At 66.8% G+C, this 25,687-nt stretch carries 18 protein-coding genes and 3 rRNA genes; 20 read left to right on the top strand and 1 reads right to left on the bottom strand.

Features of this window, described 5'->3' with window-relative positions:
* Positions 1-106 precede the first annotated feature (106 nt).
* The 8 genes from FFS51_RS05010 to FFS51_RS04975 all read left to right on the top strand — a co-directional run bounded on the left by FFS51_RS05010 (position 107) and on the right by FFS51_RS04975 (position 10,473).
* Positions 107-2,671 carry a hypothetical protein gene (locus FFS51_RS05010; protein WP_056519471.1) on the top strand — a complete coding sequence of 855 codons (2,565 nt, stop codon included), beginning with the start codon at positions 107-109 and terminating at the stop codon, positions 2,669-2,671.
* A 106-nt stretch (positions 2,672-2,777) separates the two neighbouring features.
* A complete protein-coding gene (locus tag FFS51_RS05005) occupies positions 2,778-3,968 on the top strand; it encodes a hypothetical protein (RefSeq protein ID WP_056519468.1) in 1,191 nt (396 codons plus the stop codon).
* Between the two features lie 33 nt (positions 3,969-4,001).
* Positions 4,002-5,636, top strand: coding sequence for a hypothetical protein (locus FFS51_RS05000; protein ID WP_056519465.1), 1,635 nt, complete (start codon positions 4,002-4,004; stop codon positions 5,634-5,636).
* 131 nt (positions 5,637-5,767) lie between these two features.
* Positions 5,768-6,370 carry a hypothetical protein gene (locus FFS51_RS04995; RefSeq protein ID WP_137877713.1) on the top strand — a complete coding sequence of 201 codons (603 nt, stop codon included), beginning with the start codon at positions 5,768-5,770 and terminating at the stop codon, positions 6,368-6,370.
* Between the two features lie 82 nt (positions 6,371-6,452).
* A complete protein-coding gene (locus FFS51_RS04990; RefSeq protein ID WP_056209308.1) occupies positions 6,453-7,547 on the top strand; it encodes a hypothetical protein in 1,095 nt (364 codons plus the stop codon).
* On the top strand, positions 7,544-8,323 hold the full coding sequence (locus tag FFS51_RS04985) for a hypothetical protein (RefSeq protein WP_056209305.1): 780 nt from the start codon (positions 7,544-7,546) through the stop codon (positions 8,321-8,323). The genes FFS51_RS04990 and FFS51_RS04985 overlap by 4 nt, the downstream gene beginning before the upstream one ends.
* 155 nt (positions 8,324-8,478) lie before the next feature.
* The gene (locus FFS51_RS04980) at positions 8,479-9,306 is read left to right on the top strand and encodes a sortase (RefSeq protein ID WP_235557448.1); all 828 of its coding nucleotides are present in this window, start codon (positions 8,479-8,481) and stop codon (positions 9,304-9,306) included.
* Between the two features lie 387 nt (positions 9,307-9,693).
* Positions 9,694-10,473, top strand: a complete 780-nt coding sequence (locus FFS51_RS04975) for a phosphate ABC transporter ATP-binding protein (protein WP_200930918.1) — start codon at positions 9,694-9,696, stop codon at positions 10,471-10,473.
* 3 nt (positions 10,474-10,476) lie between these two features.
* Here the strand turns inward: FFS51_RS04975 and FFS51_RS04970 are convergent, their stop codons facing one another.
* A complete protein-coding gene (locus tag FFS51_RS04970; protein ID WP_056209302.1) occupies positions 10,477-11,067 on the bottom strand; it encodes a hypothetical protein in 591 nt (196 codons plus the stop codon).
* 112 nt (positions 11,068-11,179) lie between these two features.
* Here FFS51_RS04970 and tyrS point away from each other — a divergent pair, with 112 nt between their 5' ends.
* The 12 genes from tyrS (at position 11,180) to recN (ending at position 25,684) form a co-directional block, all read left to right on the top strand.
* Entirely contained in the window at positions 11,180-12,481 is a 1,302-nt protein-coding gene (gene tyrS, locus FFS51_RS04965; protein WP_048809044.1) for a tyrosine--tRNA ligase, read from the top strand.
* A gap of 15 nt (positions 12,482-12,496) precedes the next feature.
* On the top strand, positions 12,497-13,303 hold the full coding sequence (locus FFS51_RS04960; protein ID WP_137877712.1) for a DUF4184 family protein: 807 nt from the start codon (positions 12,497-12,499) through the stop codon (positions 13,301-13,303).
* Positions 13,304-13,827: 524 nt separating this feature from the next.
* Positions 13,828-15,347, top strand: a 16S ribosomal RNA gene (locus tag FFS51_RS04955).
* A gap of 360 nt (positions 15,348-15,707) precedes the next feature.
* Positions 15,708-18,807: ribosomal RNA gene (locus tag FFS51_RS04950) — 23S ribosomal RNA — on the top strand.
* Between the two features lie 102 nt (positions 18,808-18,909).
* Positions 18,910-19,026 (top strand): 5S ribosomal RNA (gene rrf, locus FFS51_RS04945).
* The 16S, 23S and 5S rRNA genes sit together here, the layout of an rRNA operon.
* A 12-nt stretch (positions 19,027-19,038) precedes the next feature.
* Entirely contained in the window at positions 19,039-20,061 is a 1,023-nt protein-coding gene (locus FFS51_RS14810) for a hypothetical protein (RefSeq protein ID WP_212742782.1), read from the top strand.
* 47 nt (positions 20,062-20,108) lie between these two features.
* A complete protein-coding gene (locus FFS51_RS14805; RefSeq protein WP_212742781.1) occupies positions 20,109-20,957 on the top strand; it encodes a tetratricopeptide repeat protein in 849 nt (282 codons plus the stop codon).
* Positions 20,954-21,994 (top strand): HAD-IIA family hydrolase, encoded by a 1,041-nt coding sequence (locus tag FFS51_RS04935; RefSeq protein ID WP_137877710.1) that lies wholly within the window; start codon positions 20,954-20,956, stop codon positions 21,992-21,994. The genes FFS51_RS14805 and FFS51_RS04935 overlap by 4 nt, the downstream gene beginning before the upstream one ends.
* 75 nt (positions 21,995-22,069) lie before the next feature.
* On the top strand, positions 22,070-22,225 hold the full coding sequence (locus tag FFS51_RS14640; RefSeq protein ID WP_171006108.1) for a hypothetical protein: 156 nt from the start codon (positions 22,070-22,072) through the stop codon (positions 22,223-22,225).
* Positions 22,225-23,025, top strand: a complete 801-nt coding sequence (locus tag FFS51_RS04930; RefSeq protein WP_137877709.1) for a TlyA family RNA methyltransferase — start codon at positions 22,225-22,227, stop codon at positions 23,023-23,025. The genes FFS51_RS14640 and FFS51_RS04930 overlap by 1 nt, the downstream gene beginning before the upstream one ends.
* Positions 23,022-23,990 carry an NAD kinase gene (locus tag FFS51_RS04925; protein ID WP_056209286.1) on the top strand — a complete coding sequence of 323 codons (969 nt, stop codon included), beginning with the start codon at positions 23,022-23,024 and terminating at the stop codon, positions 23,988-23,990. Before FFS51_RS04930 ends, FFS51_RS04925 begins: the two co-directional genes overlap by 4 nt.
* On the top strand, positions 23,987-25,684 hold the full coding sequence (recN, locus tag FFS51_RS04920) for a DNA repair protein RecN (RefSeq protein WP_137877708.1): 1,698 nt from the start codon (positions 23,987-23,989) through the stop codon (positions 25,682-25,684). Before FFS51_RS04925 ends, recN begins: the two co-directional genes overlap by 4 nt.
* Positions 25,685-25,687: the final 3 nt, after the last annotated feature.

The raw sequence follows: 25,687 nt of genomic DNA, 5'->3' as shown, positions 1-25,687 counted from the left end.
GATCCGATCGAGTGTCGTCGTTACCGGTCGGTTCATCGGCAATACACCACCCGCTTTTAGCTTGAGAGCGTTCGGGTGAACGCTCGCCCCTGCCAGGAGGAACGTCGTGCCCACCGTCCCGCGTCAGCGCCGCCAGCGCTGGATCGCGTCCGTCGCCGTCGGGCTGATCTGCGGACTCGTCGCGTTCGGCGCGACCACGGCGATCGGCATTGCGGCGGCACCGCCGGCGCACGCGGCGACCGACACCTCCTCTGCAGTGACGATCACGTCGGCTCAGCAGGATCCGGATGTCGCGAACGCCCCGATGCCCGATCTCGCTGTGACGATCTCGCAGACCCAGAACCTCACGTCGCAGGGCATCAGGCTCACGTGGACGGGTGGCAAGAAGTCGATCGCACCGTCCGCCGGCGGCAACGGCGGTGAGAACTTCCTCCAGATCTTCATGTGCTGGGGTGACGATCCGACGGACACCTCGCGTCCCGACCGCACGACGTGCGAGTACGGCGGGACGGGAGCGGTCGGTGCGACGCGGGACGCCTACCGCAGCACGGCGCTCGCCGACATCCCGACGGAGGACCAGCCGTACTCGGCGGCGAGCAAGGTGTCGTTCCTTCCTCCGTATACGGCGATCCCCTTCGTCGCGCGAAACGGTGCCCGGGTCGACGGCGTGAAGGTCGATCCCGCGACCAAGGCCAACGTCATCGACACGAGCGTCGACGTCAACAACAACCAGTTCTTCACGTCCTATACGACGAATGAGATTCCCTGGGCCGGCTCCGGCAACGACGGCAAGGGGTCAGTGAGCTTCGAGGTGCAGACAGCGGTGCAGTCGGATGCGCTCGGCTGCGGTTCTGCCGTGACGACGGGCAGTGTGACCACGGGTGCGAGCTGCTGGCTCGTCGTGCTCCCGCGGGGAACCTCCGACAACGGATCGGTCAACATCACCCAGTCGGGGTTGTTCATCGACTCCTGGCGGCATGCGTTGGCCGTGAAGCTCGGATTCACGCCGGTCGGCTCGCGCTGCCCGATCGGGCAGACAGAGAAGCAGGTACAGGGAAGCGAACTGGCGGCGCTCGCGGTCAACTCGTGGCAGCCCGTTGTCTGCACACAGGCCGGCGGGTCCGTGTACTCACTCATCACCGGCGCGGAGTCGGATGCGGTGGCGAACGCGGCGACAACGACGGACGCGCCGCTCGCATTGACGAGCTACCCGCTGACGACGGACGGATCGACGCCGGATCCCCTCCAGTACGCGCCGGTCGCGCTCACGGGATTGTCGGTGTCCATCGCGATCGACCGGTTCCCGAACCCACTCGACAAGACGGTTCCGCAGCAGTACGTCGATGCGGCGCGCACGCCGTTCACCTCCATCAACCTCACTCCCCGGTTGCTGGCAAAGCTGTTGACGAACTCCTACCTCTCGTCCCTTCCCACGGGAGCGGACACGAAGTACCTGACCGGCAATCATCCGTACAACATCACGCAGGACGAAGACTTCCTCGCCGTCAACGATCCCGAGTGGCGCTCGCAGGCGCTGAACGGTGCCCCGATCGCGGACATCATCGTGCCTCAGGGGCGTTCCGACGCCGCGCGTGCCATCTGGGCGTACATCGCGTCCGATCCCTCCGCCCGGGACTTTCTCGCGAGCAAGCCCGATCCGTGGGGCATGGTCGTCAACCCGTACTATTCGACAGACCCGACGATCAACCCCACCAAGGCGGCCTTCTCCCTCGACCGCGAGGACTTCCCGAAAGCGGATCCCGTCGAGTACGACCCGCCGAATCAGGACCCGATCAACGTGATCACGTGGCGTCCGTACGCGAGTGATCTGACGAGTGTCGCGTATCTGACGCTCCGAGGCGATGGCCAGGGACCCGGTCCCTGGGACCCGAACTCCGTGCCCCCGAAGTACACGAAGGTCCCGCGAATGCTCCCGGGATCGCAGCGGCTGATCGGGTTGACCACGGCATCCGCGGCAGATCGCTACCAGGTGGTGACGGCGTCGCTGCTCAACGCAGCGGGGAAGTTCGTCGCGCCGACGACAGCGGGCATGACCGCAGCGGCGGCCGCAATGACCTCGCCGTCTTCGGGATCTCGCGTTCTCCAGCTCGATCAGACCTCGACCGCCGCGAAGGCCGCCGCTGACGCCTATCCACTCACGATGCCCGTGTACGCCGCGAACAATCCGGTGATCACGAGCCCGGCGCTCCGTTCCGCGTACGCGTCGCTGATCACGTTCGCTGTCAGCCCAGCTGCACAGACACCTGGAACGTCGGTCGGCGCGCTCCCGGACGGGTTCGCCCCGCTGCCGGCCGCGTGGATCTCGACCGCGACAGCGGCCGCGACCGCGATCCAGAACGGAACCGCTCCCGCGGTGCCCTCGTCCACGACGACCCCGGCACCGTCGTACGTCGGCTCGCAGCCGAACGTCTACAACAACTCGTCGGGGCCGACGCTCGGGTCGACCTCGACGTCGTCGACGACGGATGGCGCTGCCCCCGCCCCCGTGCCGTCCGCCTCGGGGTCGCCGTCGGGTGCCCTCGCGGCGACGACCACGCCGGCTGACCCCGCGGTGGGCGGCATCGCCGCCGCCGTTCCCGCGAGTCTCGCCGGCGGCCTTGCGTGTGCGTTCGCGTTCCCCATCTTGGGACGTTTCCGCAGACGCCTCTAGACCCGCGACCCCGGTCGCGAATGAGCATCCCCCCTCCCGCAATACCGCTTGTCCCAGAAGTACGCAACTGAACACCGAATCACCACTACACCCGAAAGGTACTGAGTTGACACTCAAGAAGATCGCCGCGTTCGGCGCGGCATTCGGAGTCGCGATCGCCGGCTTCGGCGCGGCGACCGCGGCTCACGCTGACCCGGTCTCCGATGGCTACTCCATCGTCGGTTCCGACACCCTGCAGGACGCCGTTGCGGCCATCGCGAACGGTACGACCATCTCCGGCGCGTCGGTGAAGGTCAGCGGCGCGGGCAAGGTGCTCGCGTCGTGGGACGCCTTCACCCTCGGTGTGACCGGCGGCGTCGGCAGCATCCAGACCAAGCCCTTCGGCCCGGTCTTCGACCGCCCGAACGGCTCCGGCGCGGGTCGGAACGCGCTCATCGCCTCCAACGGCGGCACGGCCTTCATGTCCGGCTCCACCCAGACTCCCGCCTACGGCTATGGCACCGGTTCGGTGAACGTGTCCGGTCAGGTCGACCTCGCGCGCTCGTCGTCCGTCGGTGGCACTGCCGGGACCAACCTCACGTACGTGCCGTTCGGTCAGGACGCCATCGGCTACATGTTCAAGGTGGGCTCGGCATCGGGCGGCGACGCGGCGGCGGCGACGGCTGCGATTCAGGGCCTCACCAAGGCCCAGCTGACCGCCATCTACTCGGCGAACAGCAGCGCCGCCGCGAGCTCGGTGCTCAGCGGCACCGGCTACACGCTGACCCCGGTCGGTCTTCAGACCAGCTCGGGCACGTGGACGACCTTCCTCGGCAAGATCGGTCTGTCGACCACCACCATCGGGTCGGCCGTGGACACCCGCAGCAACACCGCTCCCGAGAACGACGGACGCGTGCTGACCCCCGGATCCAACGAGATCCAGATCATCCCGCTCTCGATCGCGAACTACGTCGGTCAGGTCAACGGGGCGGCTCGCATCAACACGATGTCGGGCGTGTCCGTGGGCTCGATCGACTCCGTCGCACCGTTCACGGGCACCGCGCCGGCGCTCGTGCCGAACACCTCCTACTACAACAGCGCCGACTGGGGTCGCACCGTCTACATCGTCGTGCCGACCGCCAAGATCACGTCCGGCAACTCGGCGTACGACCAGGGTGTGTTCGACCTCACCAACACGTCGTCGACGACGAGCCTCACGTACTGGGGTGCGTCGAACTCTCCCGCCACCACGAAGGCCGTGAAGCTCAAGTTCGGCTTCGCCGCTCCCACCAACACCGCGACCACGCGCAACAACTGATCGACATCAGAAAAGGACCAGGGAACAACTTCCATGAACACCAAGCTCGCTAAGCGTGGCCTCGTCGGCCTCGGCGCGGTTGTGCTTTCGGCCACTCTCGCGGTGGTACCGGCGTTCTCCGCCTCGGCGGCCATCGTTCCGACCGTCGGGTCGGCCCACCCCTTCTACCTCGTCGACCTCGGCGACGGCTCCGCCCTCGCGGCGGGCACCGTCAAGGGCTGGAACGACGATGTGGCCGGTAACCCGCAGGCATCCGACCCCGATTTCACCCACGCGTTCGCGATCCCCTCGGGCACCGCGACCGCGCGGACGTTCATCTCGCCGCGCGGCCAGGAGTCGAACATCTCGGCCTGGAACGCGTATGGCCCGCTCGGCACCAACACGGGCAACATCCTGTTCCCGAACATGAAGCCCAGCGCCAACACGAGCACGGGCCTCGGCTCGCCCTCGGGCAGCGGCGGCGTCGCGAACGCCGGCGGTGACTACTCGCTCGGCATCGCGTTCCTCGACATGAACAACCACGTCATCGAGACGGACTTCACCTTCATCACGGTGACGGCGAACGCCAATGCGAACCTCGCCACCTGGACCTTCGATGTGCCGGTTCCCGCCACGCCGAAGCCCAACTTCGCGAGCTTCGCTGCGACGTCGGGAGCCTCGGCGGTCGTCGGCGCCACGGCGGTGCAGTTCGACGCGACCTCGGCCAACGCGAACAAGACGGTCGACGTCTGGCTCGAGGGCGCAACCGCCAAGGCTGCGACCCTCACCCTCGACGCGTCGGGCAAGGCGATCTACACCTCGATCTCGGGTCTGACCGCGGGCACGCGCCTCGCGCTGACCGACTCGGGCTCGGCCCCGGCCGTCGTCGACGCCTGGATCACCGCTGCCGCGGTTCCCGCGCCCACCACGGCGCCGACCTCGACCACGGACGCGGCGACCCAGGTCACCGTCGCGAACCCCGCGTCGGGTGCGACGACCATCACGGTTCCGGCCGGTGCCGGCAACGCGAACAAGACGTTCAACGTCTACGCGTGGTCGACCCCGACCTCGCTCGGCCAGGTCACGACCGACGCCAGCGGGAACGCCACGGTGGATGTCTCGTCGCTCGCGCCCGGTGTGCAGCACACGGTCGCGCTGACCGACCCGAACACCGGCACCTACGCCGCGTGGGGCACCTTCACCCTGACGAGCCCCACCGCGGGTTCGAGCACGGTGTCGGCTGACGTCACCAACTCGGGCAAGTTCGCGCTCGAGGGTGTCGCGGCGGCGATCAACCTGACGCCGGCCGCTGCGGTTGCCCGTGGTGCCACCACCACGGCCGTCCCGCTCGGTGCGATCAAGGTGACCGATGACCGCAACGCGCTCCTCGGCTGGACCCTGAAGGCGGATGCCACCGACTTCACCAGCGGTTCCAACACCATCGCGAAGAGCGCGCTGGGCATCGCGCCGGCCATCGTGAGCGGCGTCACCGACGGCATCACCCTCGGTGCGGCTCAGGTCGCGGGCTCGGCTTCCTACCCGGTGGCGACGCTCGCGCAGGCGACGGCCGGCTACGGCACGCTCGCCGTCGGCACCTCGCTCAACGCGGACCTGACCTTCAAGGCGCCGAACAACGCCGTGTCGGGTACCTACACCTCGACCCTGACCCTGACGCTCGCCTCGAAGTAACCCTCCGAGAAGAGCCGACGGCGAACAGTCGGAGGCATCCCACTGTGTGGGGAGGGCGCGAGCGCCTTCCCCACACAGTGCATCCGCGGCAGCGCCGCTTCCCAGACTCAAGAAAGCACCCGTCGATTTCCATGCCCTTCCTCGCTTCCCGTCGTGGCACGTCCCGTCGTATGCCGGCCGCCGTCTTCGCCCTCGGTGTGATGTTGAGCCTCTCCGCCTGCACGGCCACCAGCGCTGCGGTGCCGAGTTCGTCGACGGACACCGCAGCGGCGTCCTCGGCCCACGCCTTGTACGTCATCGGGGTCGACGGGGAAACGCTCGCACCCGGTTCGACAGCGGGATGGGACCAGGACGTCTTCGGTTCGCCGGCGTCATCGGACACGACCTTCTCGCATCCCTTCGCCGCACCCGCGGGAGCGACGTCCGCGGCGACGTTCCTCTCCCCTCGGGGGGACGAGCGCACTCCCTCGGCGTGGAACGCGTCGGGGTGGTTGGGCATCACATCCGACGGCGTGCTGCTTCCCAACCTGAAGATCAGCGGCTTGACGACTGCCGGCAGCGGCGACCCGTCGGGCACCCGGGCGGTGGCTCGACGCGGCGGGGACTACTCGCTCGGGATCGCCTTCCTCGATGCGAACGGCGCGGTGATCGAGACCGATTTCACCTCCGTGAGCATCACGGCGAACGACAACCCCAGCAGCTCGTCGTGGACGTGGTCCGCACCGGCAGGCTGAGTCGCTCCTCGATCACGCTCCGTTCACTCCCACGCAACGTCCGCGCCGCTCGTGCGTCACGACCTCAGCGAAAGATCTATCCGTGTCTTCTGCCCTCCCTCTCCTCACCTCGCGCCTGCGACGCACCGTGTCGATCGCGCTCGTCTCCCTGGTGGCGGCGACCGGTGCCCTCATGTTCTCGCCTGCTGCGGCGCATGCCGACGAGGTGGGCATCTCCACGGTTCCCGCGGGGGCAGACGGCAAGCCTGACGGGCGCACGCGATTCTCGTACGAGGCGAACCCCGGCCAGCAGGTGAAGGACACGTTCCTCGTGTCGAACACGGGAACCACGGCGCAGACCTTCACCGTCGTCGGTACTGACGCGTTCAACGACGCGCAAGGTGACTACGCCCTTCTTCCGACCTCGCAGCAGCCCACCGGAATCGGCACCTGGGTGCACTTCGCGGATGGGAGCGGTCGCATCTCGTTCGAGCTCGCACCCGGCACGAGCCGCGCGGTTCCTTTCAGCCTCGACGTGCCGGCGGACGCGACTCCCGGAGACCACGTCGGTGGACTTCTCGCCTCGGTCGTCACGCCCGGAGCCGAGGTGAGCCTGGACCGCCGTGTCGCCACCCGGCTGTACGCCCGCGTCGCGGGCCAGCTTCAACCGATGCTGTCGGTGGCGAGCATCAGCGCCGACTGGAACGGGGACTGGTGGAATCCGTTCGCCGGTTCTGTGACGCTTCACTACGTCGTGAAGAACACGGGCAACATCGCTCTCGCTGCGAACACGACGGCTGCGGTTCACACGTGGTTCGGTATTCCTGTCGGTGCGACCGCCTCGTCGCCGTTGGCGGAGCTCCTCCCGGGGTCGGCGGCGGCCATCGATGTCCCGCTGTCGGGCGTCTCGCAGTGGGGTTTTGTGAACCCCGGGGTCACCGTGAGTCCCTTCGTCCAGACGCAGGACGCCTCGCTCGGGGTACCTGCACCCGTCATCTCACGAGACACTTTCATCTTCACACCGCCCTGGATCCTTCTCATCGTCATTGCCCTCGCGGTCCTGGCGTTCTTCGCCGTGCGCTGGTGGCGTCGTCGCCAGGAGGCGCGCGCGCAGGCGTGGCTCGACTACATGGAGTCGGAGAACGCTGCGGCGCGGGAATCTGAACTGGCGAGCCCCTCCGTAGGGACGTCGTCGTGACGTCACGGCGCAGCCGTGCGGGCGGGGTCGTCGCCGTATGCGCACTGCTCGGTGTCCTCTGGTCACTCGGCGGTGGTGGTGCCGCCTCGGCGGATGACTCATCCCAGGGTGGGGGGAACGTCTCGGTCACGGTCGACGACGGCAGCACGCCCACTCCGAGCGCCTCGTCGACCGAATCCTCGACCACCCCGGGCGGGGGTGACTCCGGCACGGGCTCGCTCGGCTCCGGTTCGTCCGGCTCGGGTGCGGGTGGCGGTGCCACCAGCGGCGGGTCGTCGGTGCCCGGCACGACGACGACCACGACCTCGACCTCGGGCGGTGCCGTGGTGGGGGGCGTGCTCTACATGAGCGGTCTCGAGTCGCAGGGCAAGGCCGCAGCGAATCCGGCTGAGGGCTCCGTCATCCTGTGGTTCAGCCTGCGCAACATCTCCCAGAGCTCGATCGACGCCACAGTGCGCTTCTGGATGACCAATCCGCTCGGCGGCGAACTGGACGCTGCCGATGTCGCGGTGACCGGATTGAAGCCCGGAGCGATCCAGGTGGTCACGACCGAGCTCCACGGTGTCGGCCAGTGGGGGTTCGTCAACGCTCACGCGACGCTGACACCGCCGGAGACGATCGACGGCGTACAGGTGGGTCCCGTGACGCGTGATGCCGTGGCCTTCGTCTTCCCGTGGCTGGGCGCGACAGGCGTGATCGCGATCGGTGGTTCGGTTCTCGCGTGGTATGTCGTTCGCCGGATCTTCGCCGCACCGCTGCCGGTGAGTGCGACGTGACGACGATCGACGACGCCCCGCCGAGCGCCGCAGTTCCCCCGCGACCTCCTCGGGGGGCACGGCCCACACGGCCGCCGCGCCCTCCGCGCCGGCCGGGGTCCTACGTGCCGCGGCTCCCGCGACCGCGCGCACCTCTGACGCCATGGCAGGCCTTCGTGCGGGGCGTGCTCGCACTCGTGGCGACGCTGCTGCTGATGTTCATCCTCGATCTCCTGGTCTTCGGACCCGTGCAGCATCTCGCTGCACAGCAGCAGCTGCGCGATTCCTTCCGCTCACAGCTTGCGGCCGGAACCGCTCCGGTGAGCGAGGGTGACTTCAACAACGTCCTCCTCCCGGACGGCGCTCCGGTGGCGTCGATCCTGATCCCGCGGCTGGGCGTCTCCGAAATGATCGTGGAAGGTACCTCCAGCGCGGACCTGCGCCTCGGGCCGGGCCACCGGCGCGACACCGTGCTCCCCGGTCAGGCGGGGGTCAGCGTGATCATGGGTCGGGCGGCTGCGTTCGGTGGACCTTTCGGAGGCCTTCAGGCGCTCCAGCCGGGCGACCAGTTCGAGGTGCGCACCGGGCAGGGGCTGAGCACCTTCGTCGTCATCGGTTTGCGCTACGCCGGCGATCCCACTCCGCCGGCGCCGGTGGCGGGCGAGAGTCGGGTGATCCTGATGACCGCGCGCGGGTTGCCGTTCGTACCGGTCGGTGTGGCGTACGTCGATGCGCGACTCGTCGGCAACGCGCAGCCGGCCGGGGTGAGGCAGACGACCTCGCTCACGCTGCCCCCATCCGACGCCGCGATGGCGACGGATACGTCGACGCTGTGGGCGCTGGTGTTCGCACTGCAGTTCCTGGTCGCGGCCGAGATCGCCGCCGTGTGGTCCTTCCGAAAGGTCGGTGCGCGCAAGACCTGGATCGTTCTCGTGCCGGTTCTCATCCTCGCCAACCTTTTCGTCGCGGATCAACTCGTCCGCCTTTTGCCGAACCTTCTGTGACCCGGAGCATCCGTAATGAGCGACAGCCCTGAGAACCCGCCCGCCGTGCCCGAATCCGGTGTACCCGTGTCGGAGGATGTGACCCGAGTCATCCAGGTCGACGAGACGATGACGGAAGTCGTGAGCGCGGCGGAGATCGACGGTCTCGAAGCGGCAGCGGCGGAGCCGTCCCTCGTGCCACCGAGCGACGTCGCGCGCCGTCGGGATCAGCGCCGCACGGCGTTTCGTGGTCGTGGTGCAGGCGCACCGCTCCCGGGAGACGAGGCCCCCGCTCGCCCGTTCGGCGGTGCTGCGGCGAAGGTGCGCGCGTCGGCGGTCTCATTCCTCGGTGGAGCCTCGGCCACCCGTGAGCGCCTGGAAGCGGCCGAGGCACAGGCCGCAAGCTCTGTGCCCCCCTCACGCCTCGAGGCCCGCTCCATCTCCGCCTGGTTCGGGGACCACCTCGTGCTGCAGGATGTCTCGCTGCAGATGCCCGCCGGTCAGATCACCGCACTGATCGGTCCTTCCGGCTGCGGGAAGTCGACGTTCCTGCGCATCCTGAACCGCATGCACGAGCTCGTGCCGTCCGCGGCCCTCGCGGGCGAGGTGCTCCTCGACGCCGACGACATCTATGACGCGAGTCATCGCCTCGTCGATGCGCGCAAGAAGATCGGCATGGTCTTCCAGAAGCCGAATCCGTTCCCGGCGATGTCGATCTACGACAACGTGGTCGCGGGGCTGAAGCTCGCGGGAGTGTCGGCGAGCCGCTCCGAGAAGGACTTCCTCGTCGAGTCCTGCCTCACGAAGGCGGGACTGTGGAACGAGCTGAAGGATCGCCTGCGCTCGCCGGGCGGCGGGCTCTCGGGCGGTCAGCAGCAGCGCCTGTGCATCGCCCGCTCGCTCGCGGTGAAGCCGCGCATTCTCCTGATGGACGAGCCGTGCTCGGCGCTCGACCCGACGTCCACGCGCGTCATCGAGCAGACGATGCTCGAGCTGGCCCAGGAGGTCACCATCGTCATCGTCACGCACAACATGCAGCAGGCGCAGCGCGTCTCGCAGCAGTGCGCGTTCTTCCTCGCGTCGCAGGGGCAGCCGGGCCACATCGTCGAACACGGTGACACCGACGCGATGTTCGGCGACCCGATCGATCCGCGCACGCACGACTATGTGAACGGACGCTTCGGGTAAGTCTCAGAACAGCGCGAGCCGCACGGCGGCCGAGACGAGCGCCGCCCAGACGAGGCTCGAGAGCGTGCCGACGATGAAGCGCTCGCGGGCCTCCGACCCGGTGAGCTCCGAGAACCGCCCGACGCCTTTGACGGCGACGACGGCCGCGATCGCCTCCGGGTAGCCCGCGATGATCGCGGCCGCGGTCGCGATGCGCTCCAGGTAGCCGATGGTGGCGCCGCCGCGCAGCAGCACGACATCATCGGATGCCGCCGGCCCGGCGTCGTCCGTGACGACGATGCCGCCGTCGGGGGTCTCGCGCACGCGACCCGATGCGGCGATCGCCAGAACGCGCCGCGTGATCGGGTCTCCGCCGACGACGGCGGCGGCGATCCCGACGAGGGCGAGCGGAACGCCGATCGGCGCGGGCGCCTCGACGTGCGCCACGACGGCGACGACGAGGGCGGCGATGACCGCGGCGCCTGCCGTCATGAGGAGCGCCGTCGACAGGCGGCGCATGGCGGCCGCGGTGAGCACGAGCGCGGCTCCCAGCAGCACGGTCACGACGACGCCCGCCAGCACGGCGGCGATCCAGCCTCCGGTGATCTCGACCATGGCCTCAGTGTGGCACGGAGCCCCGACGGGGCATCCGCGATCGAGGCACGTCTCCTGCGACACCGCGCCATCGAGCCGAGGGCGGCCCGCGGCATCCGATAGCCTGAAACGCGTGTCAACGCCCGAACTGAGCGCACTCGCGCCCGCCAACGATCCGGCGTTCCCGAACGTCTGGGACGAGATCGTGTGGCGGGGCCTCGTGCATGTGTCCACGGATCAGGATGCGCTGCGCGCGCTTCTCGGCGGAGACCCCATCACGTATTACTGCGGCTTCGACCCGACCGCACCGAGCCTTCACCTGGGCAACCTCGTGCAGCTGCTGCTGCTGCGCCGGCTTCAGCTCGCGGGGCACAAGCCGCTCGGCCTGGTCGGCGGGTCCACCGGTCTCATCGGTGACCCGCGCCCGACGGCCGAGCGCACGCTCAACACGAAGGAGACCGTGGGGGAGTGGGTCGCGAAGCTGCGCGCCCAGGTCGAGCAGTTCCTGAGCTTCGAGGGCGCCAATGCGGCGCGGCTCGTGAACAACCTCGACTGGACGGCACCGCTGTCGGCGATCGACTTCCTGCGTGACATCGGCAAGCACTACCGCGTGGGCACGATGCTCAAGAAGGATGCCGTCAGCGCCCGCCTCAACTCCGAGGCCGGCATCAGCTACACCGAGTTCAGCTACCAGATCCTGCAGGGCCTCGACTACCTCGAGCTCTTCCGCAGCTACGACTGCGTGCTGCAGACCGGCGGCAGCGATCAGTGGGGCAACCTCACGAGCGGCACCGACCTCATCCACCGGGTGGAGGGCGTGTCGGCGCACGCGATCGGCACACCGCTGATCACGAACAGCGACGGCACGAAGTTCGGCAAGAGCGAGGGCAACGCGATCTGGCTGGATGCCGCGATGTGCAGCCCGTACCGCATGTACCAGTTCTGGCTCAACACGCTCGACGCCGATGTGATCGACAGGTTGAAGATCTTCACGTTCCTGACCAAGGCGGAGATCGACGACTACGCGAGGCAGGTCGCCGACGAGCCGTTCCGGCGGGCGGCGCAGCGTCGCCTCGCGGCCGAGGTCACGACGACGGTGCACGGCCTGGAGGCAGCTCGCGCGGTGATCGCGGCCTCCGACGCTCTGTTCGGGTCCGGTGATCTCCGCGCACTCGATGCCGCGGTGCTGCGCACCGCGATCGACGAGCTCCCGAGCGCGCAGGTCGTGGCGGGATCGAGTGTCGCGCAGGCGCTCGTCGACACGGGCCTCACGGCGTCACTGTCCGAGTCGCGTCGTGCGATCGCGCAGGGCGGCGTGAGCATCGACGGCGAGAAGGTCGACGACGATTCGGCGGTCGTGCCACTCGGCCTTCCCGGCGGGGTGTCGGTGCTGCGGCGCGGCAAGAAGACGCTCGCCGGACTCCTCCCCGGCTGACCACACGGGGGAGCGATGCCGTTCACACCGAGCCATGCTGTCGTCGCCCTCCCGTTCGCGCGCACAGTGCTGCCGGCATCCGCTGTCGCGGTCGGGGCGATGACCCCCGACCTCCCGCTGTTCACCCGTCAGCTTCCGATTCCCTACGTGGTCACGCACGACCCGCGGGCGATCCTGGTGACGACGGCGATGGCCGCCGTGCTGTGGCTCGTGTGGCGCGTGGTGCTCCGTCCCGCGGTGCGTCCGCTCGCGCCGACCTGGCTCGCACGCCGCCTTCCCGAGGCCTGGGATGCCTCGCCCCGCCGTCAGTTCGAGACTCTCGCCGCCCGCACGGTGCGTGCACGCGTCACCGTCATCGCGTGGTGGGTGCTGGCGCTCGCCATGGGGGTGGCGACACATCTGGTGTGGGATGCGTTCAGTCACGAAGGACGATGGGGGAGCGCGATCATCCCGGCGCTCGCGCAGATGTGGGGACCCCTCGATGGATACCGCTGGGTGCAGTACACATCGAGCGCGTTCGGGCTTCTGGTTCTCGCCGTCTGGGCGACCATGACCCTCGCGCGGTCGCCCCGGATGCCGGCGCCGCGGGCGAACCGATACCTGCGGCTCGCGTGGTGGGCGAGTCTCCCGGCGATCCTCGTACTCGCGTGGGTGTGCGGTCTCGTGATCGGTGGCGGCTTCACGCACGAGTACACGCCGCAGCATCTCGCCTACCGGGTGCTCCCACCCGCAGCGGCGCTGTGGGGTGCCGTCACCGTGGCGCTGTGCGTGCGTGTCCAGTGGCGCACGCCCCGATCCGCTGCCGACACCTGGCTCGCATGAGCCGCGGAATTCCGCGGGAGGATGCCGCGACACGCCCGGGATGCGGCGGTGATTTGCCCGACCCCGGGGGCCCACGTAAAGTATTACTTGTTCGCCCCAAAGGAGCGCGGTGAGGCTGAGAAAGCCTCCCCTCCTCAAGCGGAGACAAACCCCATCAGACAGACTCCTTGAGAGTCTGAGACGTCATGTCTACGATGGGGTTCCTACTCGTCGAGTAGTCGGATCCCAGATTGCCAAGCGCGACACGCCGGATTTGACAAGCGAAACGAGACGGATAAGATAGAGAAGTTGCCCTGCAGAGAAGGCCGAGAGGCTGGAAGGCAGGAGCATCCGATCCTTGAGAACTCAACAGCGTGCACTTGTCAAATGCCAAATAACCTCGTGATCAGCTTCGGCTGATCTGGGATTCCTTTGGATCAAAGACCGGCACTTCGGTGCCGGCAACGGATAGTCAGCAATGACATCCCTTTGGTCAGATCAAACTCGCTGCGCCGGGCCTATTCCGCTCGGAACAGCAAAAATTCTTTACGGAGAGTTTGATCCTGGCTCAGGATGAACGCTGGCGGCGTGCTTAACACATGCAAGTCGAACGGTGAAAGAGAGCTTGCTCTCTGGATCAGTGGCGAACGGGTGAGTAACACGTGAGCAATCTGCCCCTGACTCTGGGATAACAGCTGGAAACAGCTGCTAATACCGGATACGAGCTGCGAAGGCATCTTCAGCAGCTGGAAAGAATTTCGGTCAGGGATGAGCTCGCGGCCTATCAGCTTGTTGGTGAGGTAATGGCTCACCAAGGCGTCGACGGGTAGCCGGCCTGAGAGGGTGACCGGCCACACTGGGACTGAGACACGGCCCAGACTCCTACGGGAGGCAGCAGTGGGGAATATTGCACAATGGGCGAAAGCCTGATGCAGCAACGCCGCGTGAGGGACGACGGCCTTCGGGTTGTAAACCTCTTTTAGCAAGGAAGAAGCGAAAGTGACGGTACTTGCAGAAAAAGCGCCGGCTAACTACGTGCCAGCAGCCGCGGTAATACGTAGGGCGCAAGCGTTATCCGGAATTATTGGGCGTAAAGAGCTCGTAGGCGGTTTGTCGCGTCTGCTGTGAAAACCCGAGGCTCAACCTCGGGCCTGCAGTGGGTACGGGCAGACTAGAGTGCGGTAGGGGAGATTGGAACTCCTGGTGTAGCGGTGGAATGCGCAGATATCAGGAAGAACACCGATGGCGAAGGCAGATCTCTGGGCCGTAACTGACGCTGAGGAGCGAAAGGGTGGGGAGCAAACAGGCTTAGATACCCTGGTAGTCCACCCCGTAAACGTTGGGAACTAGTTGTGGGGTCCATTCCACGGATTCCGTGACGCAGCTAACGCATTAAGTTCCCCGCCTGGGGAGTACGGCCGCAAGGCTAAAACTCAAAGGAATTGACGGGGACCCGCACAAGCGGCGGAGCATGCGGATTAATTCGATGCAACGCGAAGAACCTTACCAAGGCTTGACATATAGAGGAAACGTCTGGAAACAGTCGCCCCGCAAGGTCTCTATACAGGTGGTGCATGGTTGTCGTCAGCTCGTGTCGTGAGATGTTGGGTTAAGTCCCGCAACGAGCGCAACCCTCGTTCTATGTTGCCAGCACGTAATGGTGGGAACTCATGGGATACTGCCGGGGTCAACTCGGAGGAAGGTGGGGATGACGTCAAATCATCATGCCCCTTATGTCTTGGGCTTCACGCATGCTACAATGGCCGGTACAAAGGGCTGCAATACCGTAAGGTGGAGCGAATCCCAAAAAGCCGGTCCCAGTTCGGATTGAGGTCTGCAACTCGACCTCATGAAGTCGGAGTCGCTAGTAATCGCAGATCAGCAACGCTGCGGTGAATACGTTCCCGGGTCTTGTACACACCGCCCGTCAAGTCATGAAAGTCGGTAACACCTGAAGCCGGTGGCCCAACCCTTGTGGAGGGAGCCGTCGAAGGTGGGATCGGTAATTAGGACTAAGTCGTAACAAGGTAGCCGTACCGGAAGGTGCGGCTGGATCACCTCCTTTCTAAGGAGCATCTGAAGTCTTCGGACTTCCAGAGCCAGACTCGAGACGAATGTTCTCGACTGGTCAGCTCATGGGTGGAACATTTGACGAGGTGCCGGCGCGAAACGCCGAACTCAGTACGCTGCTTGCAGCTGGAAAGGTTCGTCGCGGAGCGAACGGCACATGCACGCTGTTGGGTCCTGAGGGACCGGGTGTGGCTTTCGAGCCCAACCTGACCTCAGGACCTTTTCTGGCTGCCGTAACGGCAAGCGGGGAAGGTACCGCCCGTACTTTGAGAACTACACAGTGGACGCGAGCATCTTAGAGACGATGCGTAAGCATCGTTTCACAAACGAATGATCGATAGATCAGCTCATGTGATTTCAAGTCTTTAAGAGCAAACGGTGGATGCCTTGGCATCTGGAGCCGAAGAAGGACGTAGCAATCTGCGATAAGCCTCGGGGAGTGGATAAGCACACTTTGATCCGAGGATCTCCGAATGGGGAAACCCCGCTGGGCGGCATGCCGACCCAGTGACTCCCGCCTGAATATATAGGGCGGGTAGAGGGAACGTGGGGAAGTGAAACATCTCAGTACCCACAGGAAGAGAAAACAACCGTGATTCCGTTAGTAGTGGCGAGCGAAACCGGAAGAGGCTAAACCGAGCGTGTGTGATAGCCGGCAGGCGTTGCACGTTCGGGGTTGCGGGACTTTTCATGCAGTTCTGCCGAATTGCGAGCGTGACAAGAAGGTATAGACGAATGGCATTGAAAGGCCAGTCATAGAGGGTGCCAACCCCGTAGTCGAAATGCCTCACTTGGCGCGAGAAGTATCCCAAGTAGCACGGGGCCCGAGAAATCCCGTGTGAATCTGTCAGGACCACCTGATAAGCCTAAATACTCCCAGATGACCGATAGCGGACAAGTACCGTGAGGGAAAGGTGAAAAGTACCCCGGGAGGGGAGTGAAATAGTACCTGAAACCGTTTGCTTACAAACCGTTGGAGCAGCCCTAGCAGCTGTGACAGCGTGCCTTTTGAAGAATGAGCCTGCGAGTTAGCGATACGTGGCGAGGTTAACCCGTGAGGGGTAGCCGTAGCGAAAGCGAGTCTGAATAGGGCGATTCAGTCGCGTGTCCTAGACCCGAAGCGAAGTGATCTATCCATGGCCAGGCTGAAGCGACGGTAAGACGTCGTGGAGGGCCGAACCCACTTAGGTTGAAAACTGAGGGGATGAGCTGTGGATAGGGGTGAAAGGCCAATCAAACTTCGTGATAGCTGGTTCTCTCCGAAATGCATTTAGGTGCAGCGTTGCGTGTTTCTTGCCGGAGGTAGAGCTACTGGATGGCCGATGGGCCCCACCAGGTTACTGACGTCAGCCAAACTCCGAATGCCGGTAAGTGAGAGCGCAGCAGTGAGACTGTGGGGGATAAGCTTCATAGTCGAGAGGGAAACAACCCAGACCACCAACTAAGGTCCCAAAGCGCGTGCTAAGTGGGAAAGGATGTGGAGTTGCTCAGACAACCAGGAGGTTGGCTTAGAAGCAGCCACCCTTGAAAGAGTGCGTAATAGCTCACTGGTCAAGTGATTCCGCGCCGACAATGTAACGGGGCTCAAGCACGCCACCGAAGTTGTGGCATTGACATTAGTGGTAGGCCTTCGTGGTCCAGCCGTGTTGATGGGTAGGAGAGCGTCGTGTCGCGAGTGAAGCGGCGGGGTAACCCAGCCGTGGACGCGACACGAGTGAGAATGCAGGCATGAGTAGCGAAAGACGTGTGAGAAACACGTCCTCCGAAAGACCAAGGGTTCCAGGGTCAAGCTAATCTTCCCTGGGTAAGTCGGGACCTAAGGCGAGGCCGACAGGCGTAGTCGATGGACAACGGGTTGATATTCCCGTACCGGCGAAGAACCGCCCCAATCAATCCAGTGGTGCTAAATGCCCGAATCCTCATACTCAATCCTTCGGGAAGCGGTGTGAGGGCTAGCGCATGACCCCATGCTGGTGCGGTTAGCGTATTAACAGGTGTGACGCAGGAAGGTAGCCCAAGCCAGGCGATGGTAGTCCTGGTGCAAGTGCGTAGGCTGAGTGATAGGCAAATCCGTCACTCGTTCGGCTGAGACACGATGCGGATAAAAAGTGGGTGATCCTATGCTGCCAAGAAAAGCATCGACGCGAGGTTCAAGCCGCCCGTACCCCAAACCGACTCAGGTGGTCAGGTAGAGAATACCAAGGAGATCGAGAGAATCGTGGTTAAGGAACTCGGCAAAATGCCCCCGTAACTTCGGGAGAAGGGGGGCCTTCGACGTATTAGGACTTGCTCCGAAAGCGTTTGGAGGCCGCAGAGACTAGTGGGTAGCGACTGTTTACTAAAAACACAGGTCCGTGCCAAGTCGCAAGACGATGTATACGGACTGACGCCTGCCCGGTGCTGGAAGGTTAAGAGGAAGGGTTAGCGTAAGCGAAGCTCAGAATTTAAGCCCCAGTAAACGGCGGTGGTAACTATAACCATCCTAAGGTAGCGAAATTCCTTGTCGGGTAAGTTCCGACCTGCACGAATGGCGTAACGACTTCCCAACTGTCTCAACCGCGAACTCGGCGAAATTGCATTACGAGTAAAGATGCTCGTTACGCGCAGCAGGACGGAAAGACCCCGTGACCTTTACTACAGCTTGGTATTGGTGTTCGGTGTGGCTTGTGTAGGATAGGTGGGAGACTTTGAAGCTTGGACGCCAGTTCAGGTGGAGTCATTGTTGAAATACCACTCTGGTCACTCTGGATATCTAACTTAGAACCGTAATCCGGTTCAGGGACAGTGCCTGGTGGGTAGTTTAACTGGGGCGGTTGCCTCCCAAAAAGTAACGGAGGCGCCCAAAGGTTCCCTCAATCTGGTTGGCAATCAGATGTCGAGTGTAAGTGCACAAGGGAGCTTGACTGTGAGACTGACAGGTCGAGCAGGGACGAAAGTCGGGACTAGTGATCCGGCAGTGGCTTGTGGAAGCGCTGTCGCTCAACGGATAAAAGGTACCTCGGGGATAACAGGCTGATCTTGCCCAAGAGTCCATATCGACGGCATGGTTTGGCACCTCGATGTCGGCTCGTCGCATCCTGGGGCTGGAGTAGGTCCCAAGGGTTGGGCTGTTCGCCCATTAAAGCGGTACGCGAGCTGGGTTTAGAACGTCGTGAGACAGTTCGGTCCCTATCCGCTGCGCGCGTAGGAAGTTTGAGAGGATCTGACCCTAGTACGAGAGGACCGGGTTGGACGAACCTCTGGTGTGTCAGTTGTTCCGCCAGGAGCACCGCTGATTAGCTACGTTCGGGATGGATAACCGCTGAAAGCATCTAAGCGGGAAGCCGGCCTCAAGATGAGACTTCCATGCCTTCGGGCGAGAGGCTCCCAGCCAGACTACTGGGTTGATAGGCCGGATGTGGAAGCGCGGTAACGCGTGAAGCTGACCGGTACTAATAAGCCGATGACTTGATAACACCTCGTTTGTAGGTGCTTGCGTCCACTGAGTGGTTCTCGATGTACGGTCGAGAACCGCATGACAATGACTTTTGTTGTGCAGACTGAAACATCAATAGTGTTTCGGCGGCCATAGCGAGAGGGAAACGCCCGGTCCCATTCCGAACCCGGAAGCTAAGCCTCTCAGCGCCGATGGTACTGCAGGGGCGACCCTGTGGGAGAGTAGGACACCGCCGGACTTCTTTCGAGAAATGGCCACCCAGTGCTGGGTGGCCATTTCTGTTTTCCGGGACATTCTGAAGGAGGGCCGATGGCCGACGAGACACGTGGCGAGCGTTCTGGCTCAGATGATGAGCAGCGCCGCGCGAGCGATCGACGTCAGAACGGACCCCGTCGTGGTTCCGGAGATCGTACGGACCGCCCTTCAGGTGGCGCGTATCGGTCAGGCGCGTCAGGGACGGGTCGTTCAGACGACAATCGTGCGCGCCCGGCTCGCTCAGACGACGCCTTCAGCGGCCGCCCGCGCCGTGACGGGCAAGAACGCTCTCCCGGCGGGTCGTCGGGACGGCCCCGCTCGTATGACGGTGAACGCCCCCGTCGTGACGGCGCAGATCGTCCGCGCCGTGATGGCGGCGATCGTCCGTATCGCTCCGGCGGTCGGCCGAGCAACGATGATCGTTCCCCCCGGGGAGACAGGCCGTACCTTTCGGGAGATCGGGCGACGGATCAGGGCGGCTTCCGCCCGGCCGGGGGCACCTCATCCCCTCGCGGTTCCGGTGGAGAACGCGATTCTCGTGCGTACAACGGCGGTGAGCGTCGGACTGGGTTCGGCGGTTCGCGGCCTCCGCGCTCCCAGGACGGACAGGGCGGCTATCGCGGTGCATCCGCACGGGGTGGCGACAGCGGCCGCGTGGGCGGCGCGCCTTCGGGCGGCGGGTACCGCGGTGCGTCGGATCGTGGGGCGGATCGCGGCGGCTACCGAGGCGGGCCCGATCGTGGCGGAGATCGTGGTGGGTACCGCGGCTCGCACGATCGTGCGGCGGATCGCGGCGGTTACCGTCCGTTTGAACGCAACGCCGAGGGTGGCGGATATCGCGGTGCGGACCGGGGTGCTGATCGGGGTGCGGAGCGCGGAGGCTACCGGGGGGAAGGGGCATCCGATCGTCGTTCCTCGCGCCCGCCGCAGGACGCCCGCGCTGACCGCCCTGTCGAGCCGTTCGTTCCCGAGGACGTCACCGGACGTGACCTCGACGGCCGCGCCCGCAACGAGCTGAAGACCCTCAGCAAGGAGAACGCTGAGGAGGTCGCCCGCCATCTCGTGATGGCGAGCCGCCTGATCGACGAGGACCCCGAACGAGCGGACGCGCACGCTCAGGCCGCCGTGCGGCGCGCCGGGCGTATCGCGATCGTGCGGCAGACCGCCGGCATCACCGCGTACGCGCGTGGCGAGTTCGCGCTCGCCCTGCGTGAGCTGCGGACCTATCGCCGTATCTCCGGTCGTGACGACTCGATCGCCCTGATCGTCGACAGCGAGCGGGGTATCGGTCGGCCTGACCGTGCGCTCGAAGAGGGTCGGGCGGTCGATGTCTCGACTCTCGATGCCGAGCAGCGCGTCGAACTGGCGATCGCCCTCTCCGGTGCCCGCCTCGACCTCGGACAAGCCGATCGGGCGCTGACCGAGCTGGACATTCCCGAGCTCGACCCTGACCGTGCGTTCTCTTACAGCCCCGCGCTGTTCGCGGCGCGGGCCGGAGTGCTCGAGGAGCTCGGCCGGGAGGCCGAGGCATCCGAGTGGTACCGCCGTGCCGAGATCGCGGCGGACGCGATCGACCAGGCCAATGGGTTCGGCGAGGACGAGGAGCTCATCGTCATCTCGGACGACGATGATGAGGACGAGGACGCCCACGACACCGTCGAGAGCGTCGAAGACTCGGCGCACGTGGAGGATCGTGACGCCGACGAGCACGAGACTCTCGACGAGAGCGAGGACGAGGCGCGCGACGAGCTGCGTGCGCCGGCCGAATCCGAGATCGATGAGGCGGACGACGAGCTCGTCGGCGATGAGGCGGACGACGCTCTGCGCGCGCCTGCCCAGCCCGTGGACGACGTCGCAGCGGACGCGGACGACGAGAAGGTCGCCGACTCCGCTGACGACGAGGACGCGCGATGATCTTCGGGCGGAAGGCCGCGGCATCCGCCCCCCTCGACGGGGTGGATGCGGTGCTCGCCGACCTCGACGGTGTGGTGTACGCCGGGCCGCGGGCGATTCCGCACGCCGTCGAGAGCCTCAACGCGGCCGCGGCCTCGGGCCGCCGCCTCGGCTTCATCACCAACAATGCGTCGCGCACCGACGCCACCGTCGCCGCCCACCTGCGCGAGCTGGGTCTGGCCGGCGTGCAGCCGACCGACATCGTCACGAGCCCGCAGGCCGCGATGCGGCTGCTCACCGCGCGCGTGCCCGCGGGGTCGCGCATCCTCGTGATCGGCGGCGATGGGCTCGTCACCGAGGTCGAGAAGGCCGGATTCGCCGTCACCCGCAGCGCCGACGATGCGCCCGCAGCCGTCGTGCAGGGCTTCGCTCCCGAGGTCGGCTGGAAGGATCTCGCCGAAGCCGCCTATGCCCTCGCGACGCCGGAGGAGGAGGGCGGGATCCCCTGGATCGCAACCAACACCGACTGGACGATCCCGCAGGGCCGCGGCATCGCGCCGGGCAACGGCACGCTGGTCTCGGCGGTGCACACGGCCGTCGGCCGGCTCGCGGTCGTCGCCGGAAAGCCGGAGGCCCCGATCTTCCACGAGGCCGTCGCACGCTTCGGGGCGCAGCATCCGCTCTTCATCGGCGACCGACTCGACACCGACATCGCGGGCGCCCAAGCCGCTGACATCGCGTCGGCGCTGGTGCTCACCGGGATCGACCGGCCCAAGCACGTGCTCGCCGCGCCCGAGACCTCGCGTCCGACGTTCATCCTCCGCGACCTCCGCGACCTGACGGCGCCCTACCCCGAGACGATCACCTCCGGGGACGTGACGACTGTCGGGAAGGCGAAGGTCGCGATCGACGGCGTCGATCTGCGCGTGATCTCCGCGGGCGACGAGCCGATCGACCTGCTGCGGGCCGGAGCGGCCGCGATCTGGGGGAGCGGGCGCGCGATCTTCGGGTTCCGTGTGCCGGAGGAGCTGTACGCCGATCCGTTCCGCGTGAGCTGAGGCGGCCACGCCGGTCGTTCGCGCCACGGGCGCGGGAGCCCGCCGGTGCGCTGTGCCGACACGTATCCTGGGGGCATGTCGACCGCCGCGCCCGAGCCTTCCGACGCCCGCCCCGACCTCGTCGGCGAGCTCGAGGTGATCGAGCAGCAGCCGCTCGCCGCGCGCGCCGCCGGCTATCAGCACGTGCTCGATGACCTCACCCGCCGGCTCGACGCCGCGCCCGGGGCCTGATGGCCGGGCGCCTCGACGCCGAACTCGCCCGCCGCGGACTCGCCCGATCCCGCACGCACGCGGCGACGCTCATCGCCGACGGGCTCGTCACCGTCGACGGCACGCCGGTGGTGAAAGCTTCGACCACGGTGAGCGACGATGCGCACCTCGACGTGGCGGCATCCGATCACTACGTCAGCCGGGGTGCGCACAAGCTCATCGCGGCGCTCGACGCCTTCGTGATCGACGTCACAGGGCGCCTCGCGCTCGACATGGGCGCCTCGACCGGCGGATTCACGCAGGTACTGCGTGAGCGCGGCGCGCGGCGCGTGCTCGCCGTCGACGTCGGCCACGGCCAGCTCGCCCCCGAGATCGCGCGCGACCCCGGAGTGACGGCGGTCGAGGGCTTCAACGTGCGATTCATGACCCGTGCCGCGCTCGCCGGGGCGACCGGTGAGGATGCCGCTCCCGACGTCGTCGTCGGCGATCTGTCTTTCATCTCGCTCGGCCTCGTGCTTCCCGCGGCCGCGGAGGTGGCGGCATCCGATGCCCACATCGTGCTGCTCGTGAAGCCGCAGTTCGAAGTCGGCCGCACCGCCGTCACGGGAGGACTCGTGACCGACCCCGCGCTGAGGGAGGACGCCGTCAACGGCGTGCTGTGGGCCGCCTGGGATCTGGGCCTCGGCACCGCCGGCGTCGTCTCCTCCCCGATCGCCGGAACGCACGGGAATCGCGAATATCTCGTGCACCTGCGGCCGGGCGGCGGGACGCTTCCGACAGAATGGAGCGAGGCGGTTCACGGCATGACGGGAGGGCGATGAGCGAGGAACGCTACATCCTGGTGGTGGCCCACGCCCGTCGTGCGGCGACGGTCGATGCGGCGGAACGCGTCATCCGCGCCCTGCTCGATGCCGGTGCATCGCCCGTGCTCGCCCGTGACGACCGGGAAGAGCTCGGCGAAGTGCTGCCCGCCGCCGCGAACCTTCCGCGTCTCGGCATCGAGGTGCCGGTCGACGGGGTCGAGATCGCGGTGGTGCTCGGCGGCGACGGCACGATCCTGCGTGCGGCGGAGCTCGTGCGCGGCGCGGCGGTGCCGATCCTCGGCATCAACCTCGGTCATGTCGGGTTCCTCGCCGAGAGCGAGCGCGACGACCTGGATGAAGCCGTCGCGCGCGTCATCTCGCGGGAGTACCGCGTGGAGGAGCGCCTGACCGTGTCGGTGCGGGTGAAGAACGGCCGCGGCGAGGTCGTCTACGAGACCTGGGCGCTGAACGAGGCGACCGTCGAGAAGGCGAGCCGCGAGCGCATGCTCGAGGTCGTCATCGAGATCGACGGGCGTCCGCTGTCGAGCTTCGGATGCGACGGGGTCGTCGTGTCCACCCCGACCGGGTCGACCGCCTACAACTTCTCGGCCGGCGGTCCCGTCATCTGGCCGTCCGTCGAGGCGCTCGCCGTCGTACCGCTGTCGGCCCACGCCCTGTTCGCGAAGCCGCTCGTCGTGGGACCCGAGGCGGCCGTCGCGGTCGAGGTGCTCGCGCGCACCGACGGGGTCGGCATCCTCTGGGCCGACGGTCGTCGCTCGCATGAGCTGCCTCCCGGTGCGCGCGTCGTGGTGCGCCGTTCTCCCGAGCCGGTGCGTCTCGCGCGTCTGCACGCGCCCGCCTTCACCGACCGGCTGGTGCGCAAGTTCCATCTGCCGGTGGACGGTTGGCGCGGGCCCGACGAGCTGTCGACCGGCACCCACCCGATCATCGGCGGGGCCCGGGACGAGAGCGACGACGCGTGATCGAACAGTTGCACCTGCAGGGCCTCGGCGTCATCGACGACGCCGTGCTGCCCATCGGTCCCGGCTTCACGGCGATCACGGGAGAGACCGGCGCCGGCAAGACCATGGTGGTCACCGGCCTCGGACTCGTGCTCGGTGCCCGCGCCGACTCGGGCGCGGTGCGCGCCGGGGCATCCGCGGCGAGCGTCGATGGCGTCTGGATCGTTCCGACGACCGGTGCCGTCGCCGAGCGCGTCGCCGACGCGGGCGGAGACCTCGACGACCTCGGCGACGGCCGCGCCGAACTGCTGCTCGGTCGCTCGCTCAGCGCCGAGGGGCGCAGTCGTGCCTACGTCGGCGGGCGCAGCGCCCCGGTCGGGGTGCTGTCCGAGCTCGCGGAGCACCTCGTCGTCGTGCACGGGCAGTCCGACCAGCTGCGTCTGCGCTCGGCCGCCGCCCAGCGCGACGCCCTTGACAGGTTCGGCGGGGCGACGATCACCGCGGCTCTCGAGGCCTACCGCGCCGCCTACGTCCGGGTGCGCGAACTCGACCGTGTGCTGTCCGAGGTGGAGGGCGACGGCGAAGCCCGGTCGCGCGAGGCGGCGACGCTGCGCGCCGACCTCGCGGCGATCGAGGCCGTCGATCCCCAGCCGGGGGAGGACGTCGACGTCGCTGCGCGAGCAGAACGCCTTGCGCACGCCGAAGACCTGCGCGCCGCCGCGACCCAGGCGCACGATGCGCTCTCCCGCGACGACGATCTCCCCGACGTGATCGGCCTGCTCGGCGAGGCGCGGCACGCGCTGGAACGTGCCGCCGACAACGACGCCGCGCTCGCAGAGATCGCCGCGCAGGTCACCGAGCTCGGATACCGGGCGACGGATGCCGCGGCCGCCCTCGCCGCCTACCTCGCCGACCTCGACGAGTCGGGTCCGCAGGAGCTCGCCGCGCTCGAGGAGCGGCGGGCCGCGCTGGGCGCGCTCGTGCGCGCCCACGGCTCCCTCGACGCCGCCCTGGAGCTCGCCCGCACGGGCGCGCTGCGTCTGCTCGACCTCGACGACGACCCCGAGCGGGTCGACGCCCTCCACGCCGAGCGCGCTGTCGCGGCCGCAGACCTCGATGCCGCGGCATCCGCTCTCACGGAGGCGCGGGAGCAGGCGGCATCCGCTCTCGCGACGGCCGTCACCGACGAGCTGCACGCCCTGGCGCTTCCCGATGCCACCGTCACGATCTCGGTCACCGCGACCGCGGACTCGTCATCGGGTCGGGACGAGGTGGCGATCCTGCTGGCGCCCCACCCCGGCGCCGAGCCACGCGCTGTCGCACGCAGCGCCTCGGGCGGCGAGCTCAGCCGGGTGATGCTCGCGATCGAGGTCGTCATCGCCTCCACCGACCCGGTGCCGACCTTCGTGTTCGACGAGATCGATGCGGGCATCGGAGGCGCTGCGGCGATCGAGGTCGGTCGCCGGCTGCACCGGCTCGCCGAGACATCCCAGGTGATCGTCGTCACCCACCTCGCGCAGGTGGCCGCCTTCGCCGGCAACCATCTCACCGTCGTCAAGGCCAGCGACGGTTCGGTGACGTCCTCGAGCGTGCGCCGGCTCGACGGCGCCGAGCGCGAGGCCGAGATGGCCCGGCTGCTGTCGGGGCTCTCGGACTCGGCGTCAGCGCTGAGCCACGCCCGCGAGTTGCTGGACCTCGCACCCCCGACCCGCTGATAG

This window comes from Microbacterium sp. 4NA327F11, assembly GCF_005503465.1.
GTDB lineage: Bacteria > Actinomycetota > Actinomycetes > Actinomycetales > Microbacteriaceae > Microbacterium > Microbacterium ginsengisoli.
Note: the sequence above shows the minus strand (reverse complement) of the source record. Positions and strands in the feature narration are given on the sequence as shown.

Excerpts from the sequence above, each read along its gene's own strand:
- FFS51_RS05000 (WP_056519465.1), top strand. The coding sequence starts at position 4,002 with ATGAACACCAAGCTCGCTAAGCGTGGCCTCGTCGGCCTCGGCGCGGTT.
- FFS51_RS04995 (WP_137877713.1), top strand. The coding sequence starts at position 5,768 with ATGCCCTTCCTCGCTTCCCGTCGTGGCACGTCCCGTCGTATGCCGGCC.
- FFS51_RS04970 (WP_056209302.1), bottom strand. The coding sequence starts at position 11,067 with ATGGTCGAGATCACCGGAGGCTGGATCGCCGCCGTGCTGGCGGGCGTC.
- FFS51_RS04960 (WP_137877712.1), top strand. The coding sequence starts at position 12,497 with ATGCCGTTCACACCGAGCCATGCTGTCGTCGCCCTCCCGTTCGCGCGC.
- FFS51_RS14810 (WP_212742782.1), top strand. The coding sequence starts at position 19,039 with ATGGCCACCCAGTGCTGGGTGGCCATTTCTGTTTTCCGGGACATTCTG.
- FFS51_RS14805 (WP_212742781.1), top strand. The coding sequence starts at position 20,109 with ATGGCGAGCCGCCTGATCGACGAGGACCCCGAACGAGCGGACGCGCAC.
- FFS51_RS04935 (WP_137877710.1), top strand. The coding sequence starts at position 20,954 with ATGATCTTCGGGCGGAAGGCCGCGGCATCCGCCCCCCTCGACGGGGTG.
- FFS51_RS14640 (WP_171006108.1), top strand. The coding sequence starts at position 22,070 with ATGTCGACCGCCGCGCCCGAGCCTTCCGACGCCCGCCCCGACCTCGTC.
- FFS51_RS04930 (WP_137877709.1), top strand. The coding sequence starts at position 22,225 with ATGGCCGGGCGCCTCGACGCCGAACTCGCCCGCCGCGGACTCGCCCGA.
- FFS51_RS04925 (WP_056209286.1), top strand. The coding sequence starts at position 23,022 with ATGAGCGAGGAACGCTACATCCTGGTGGTGGCCCACGCCCGTCGTGCG.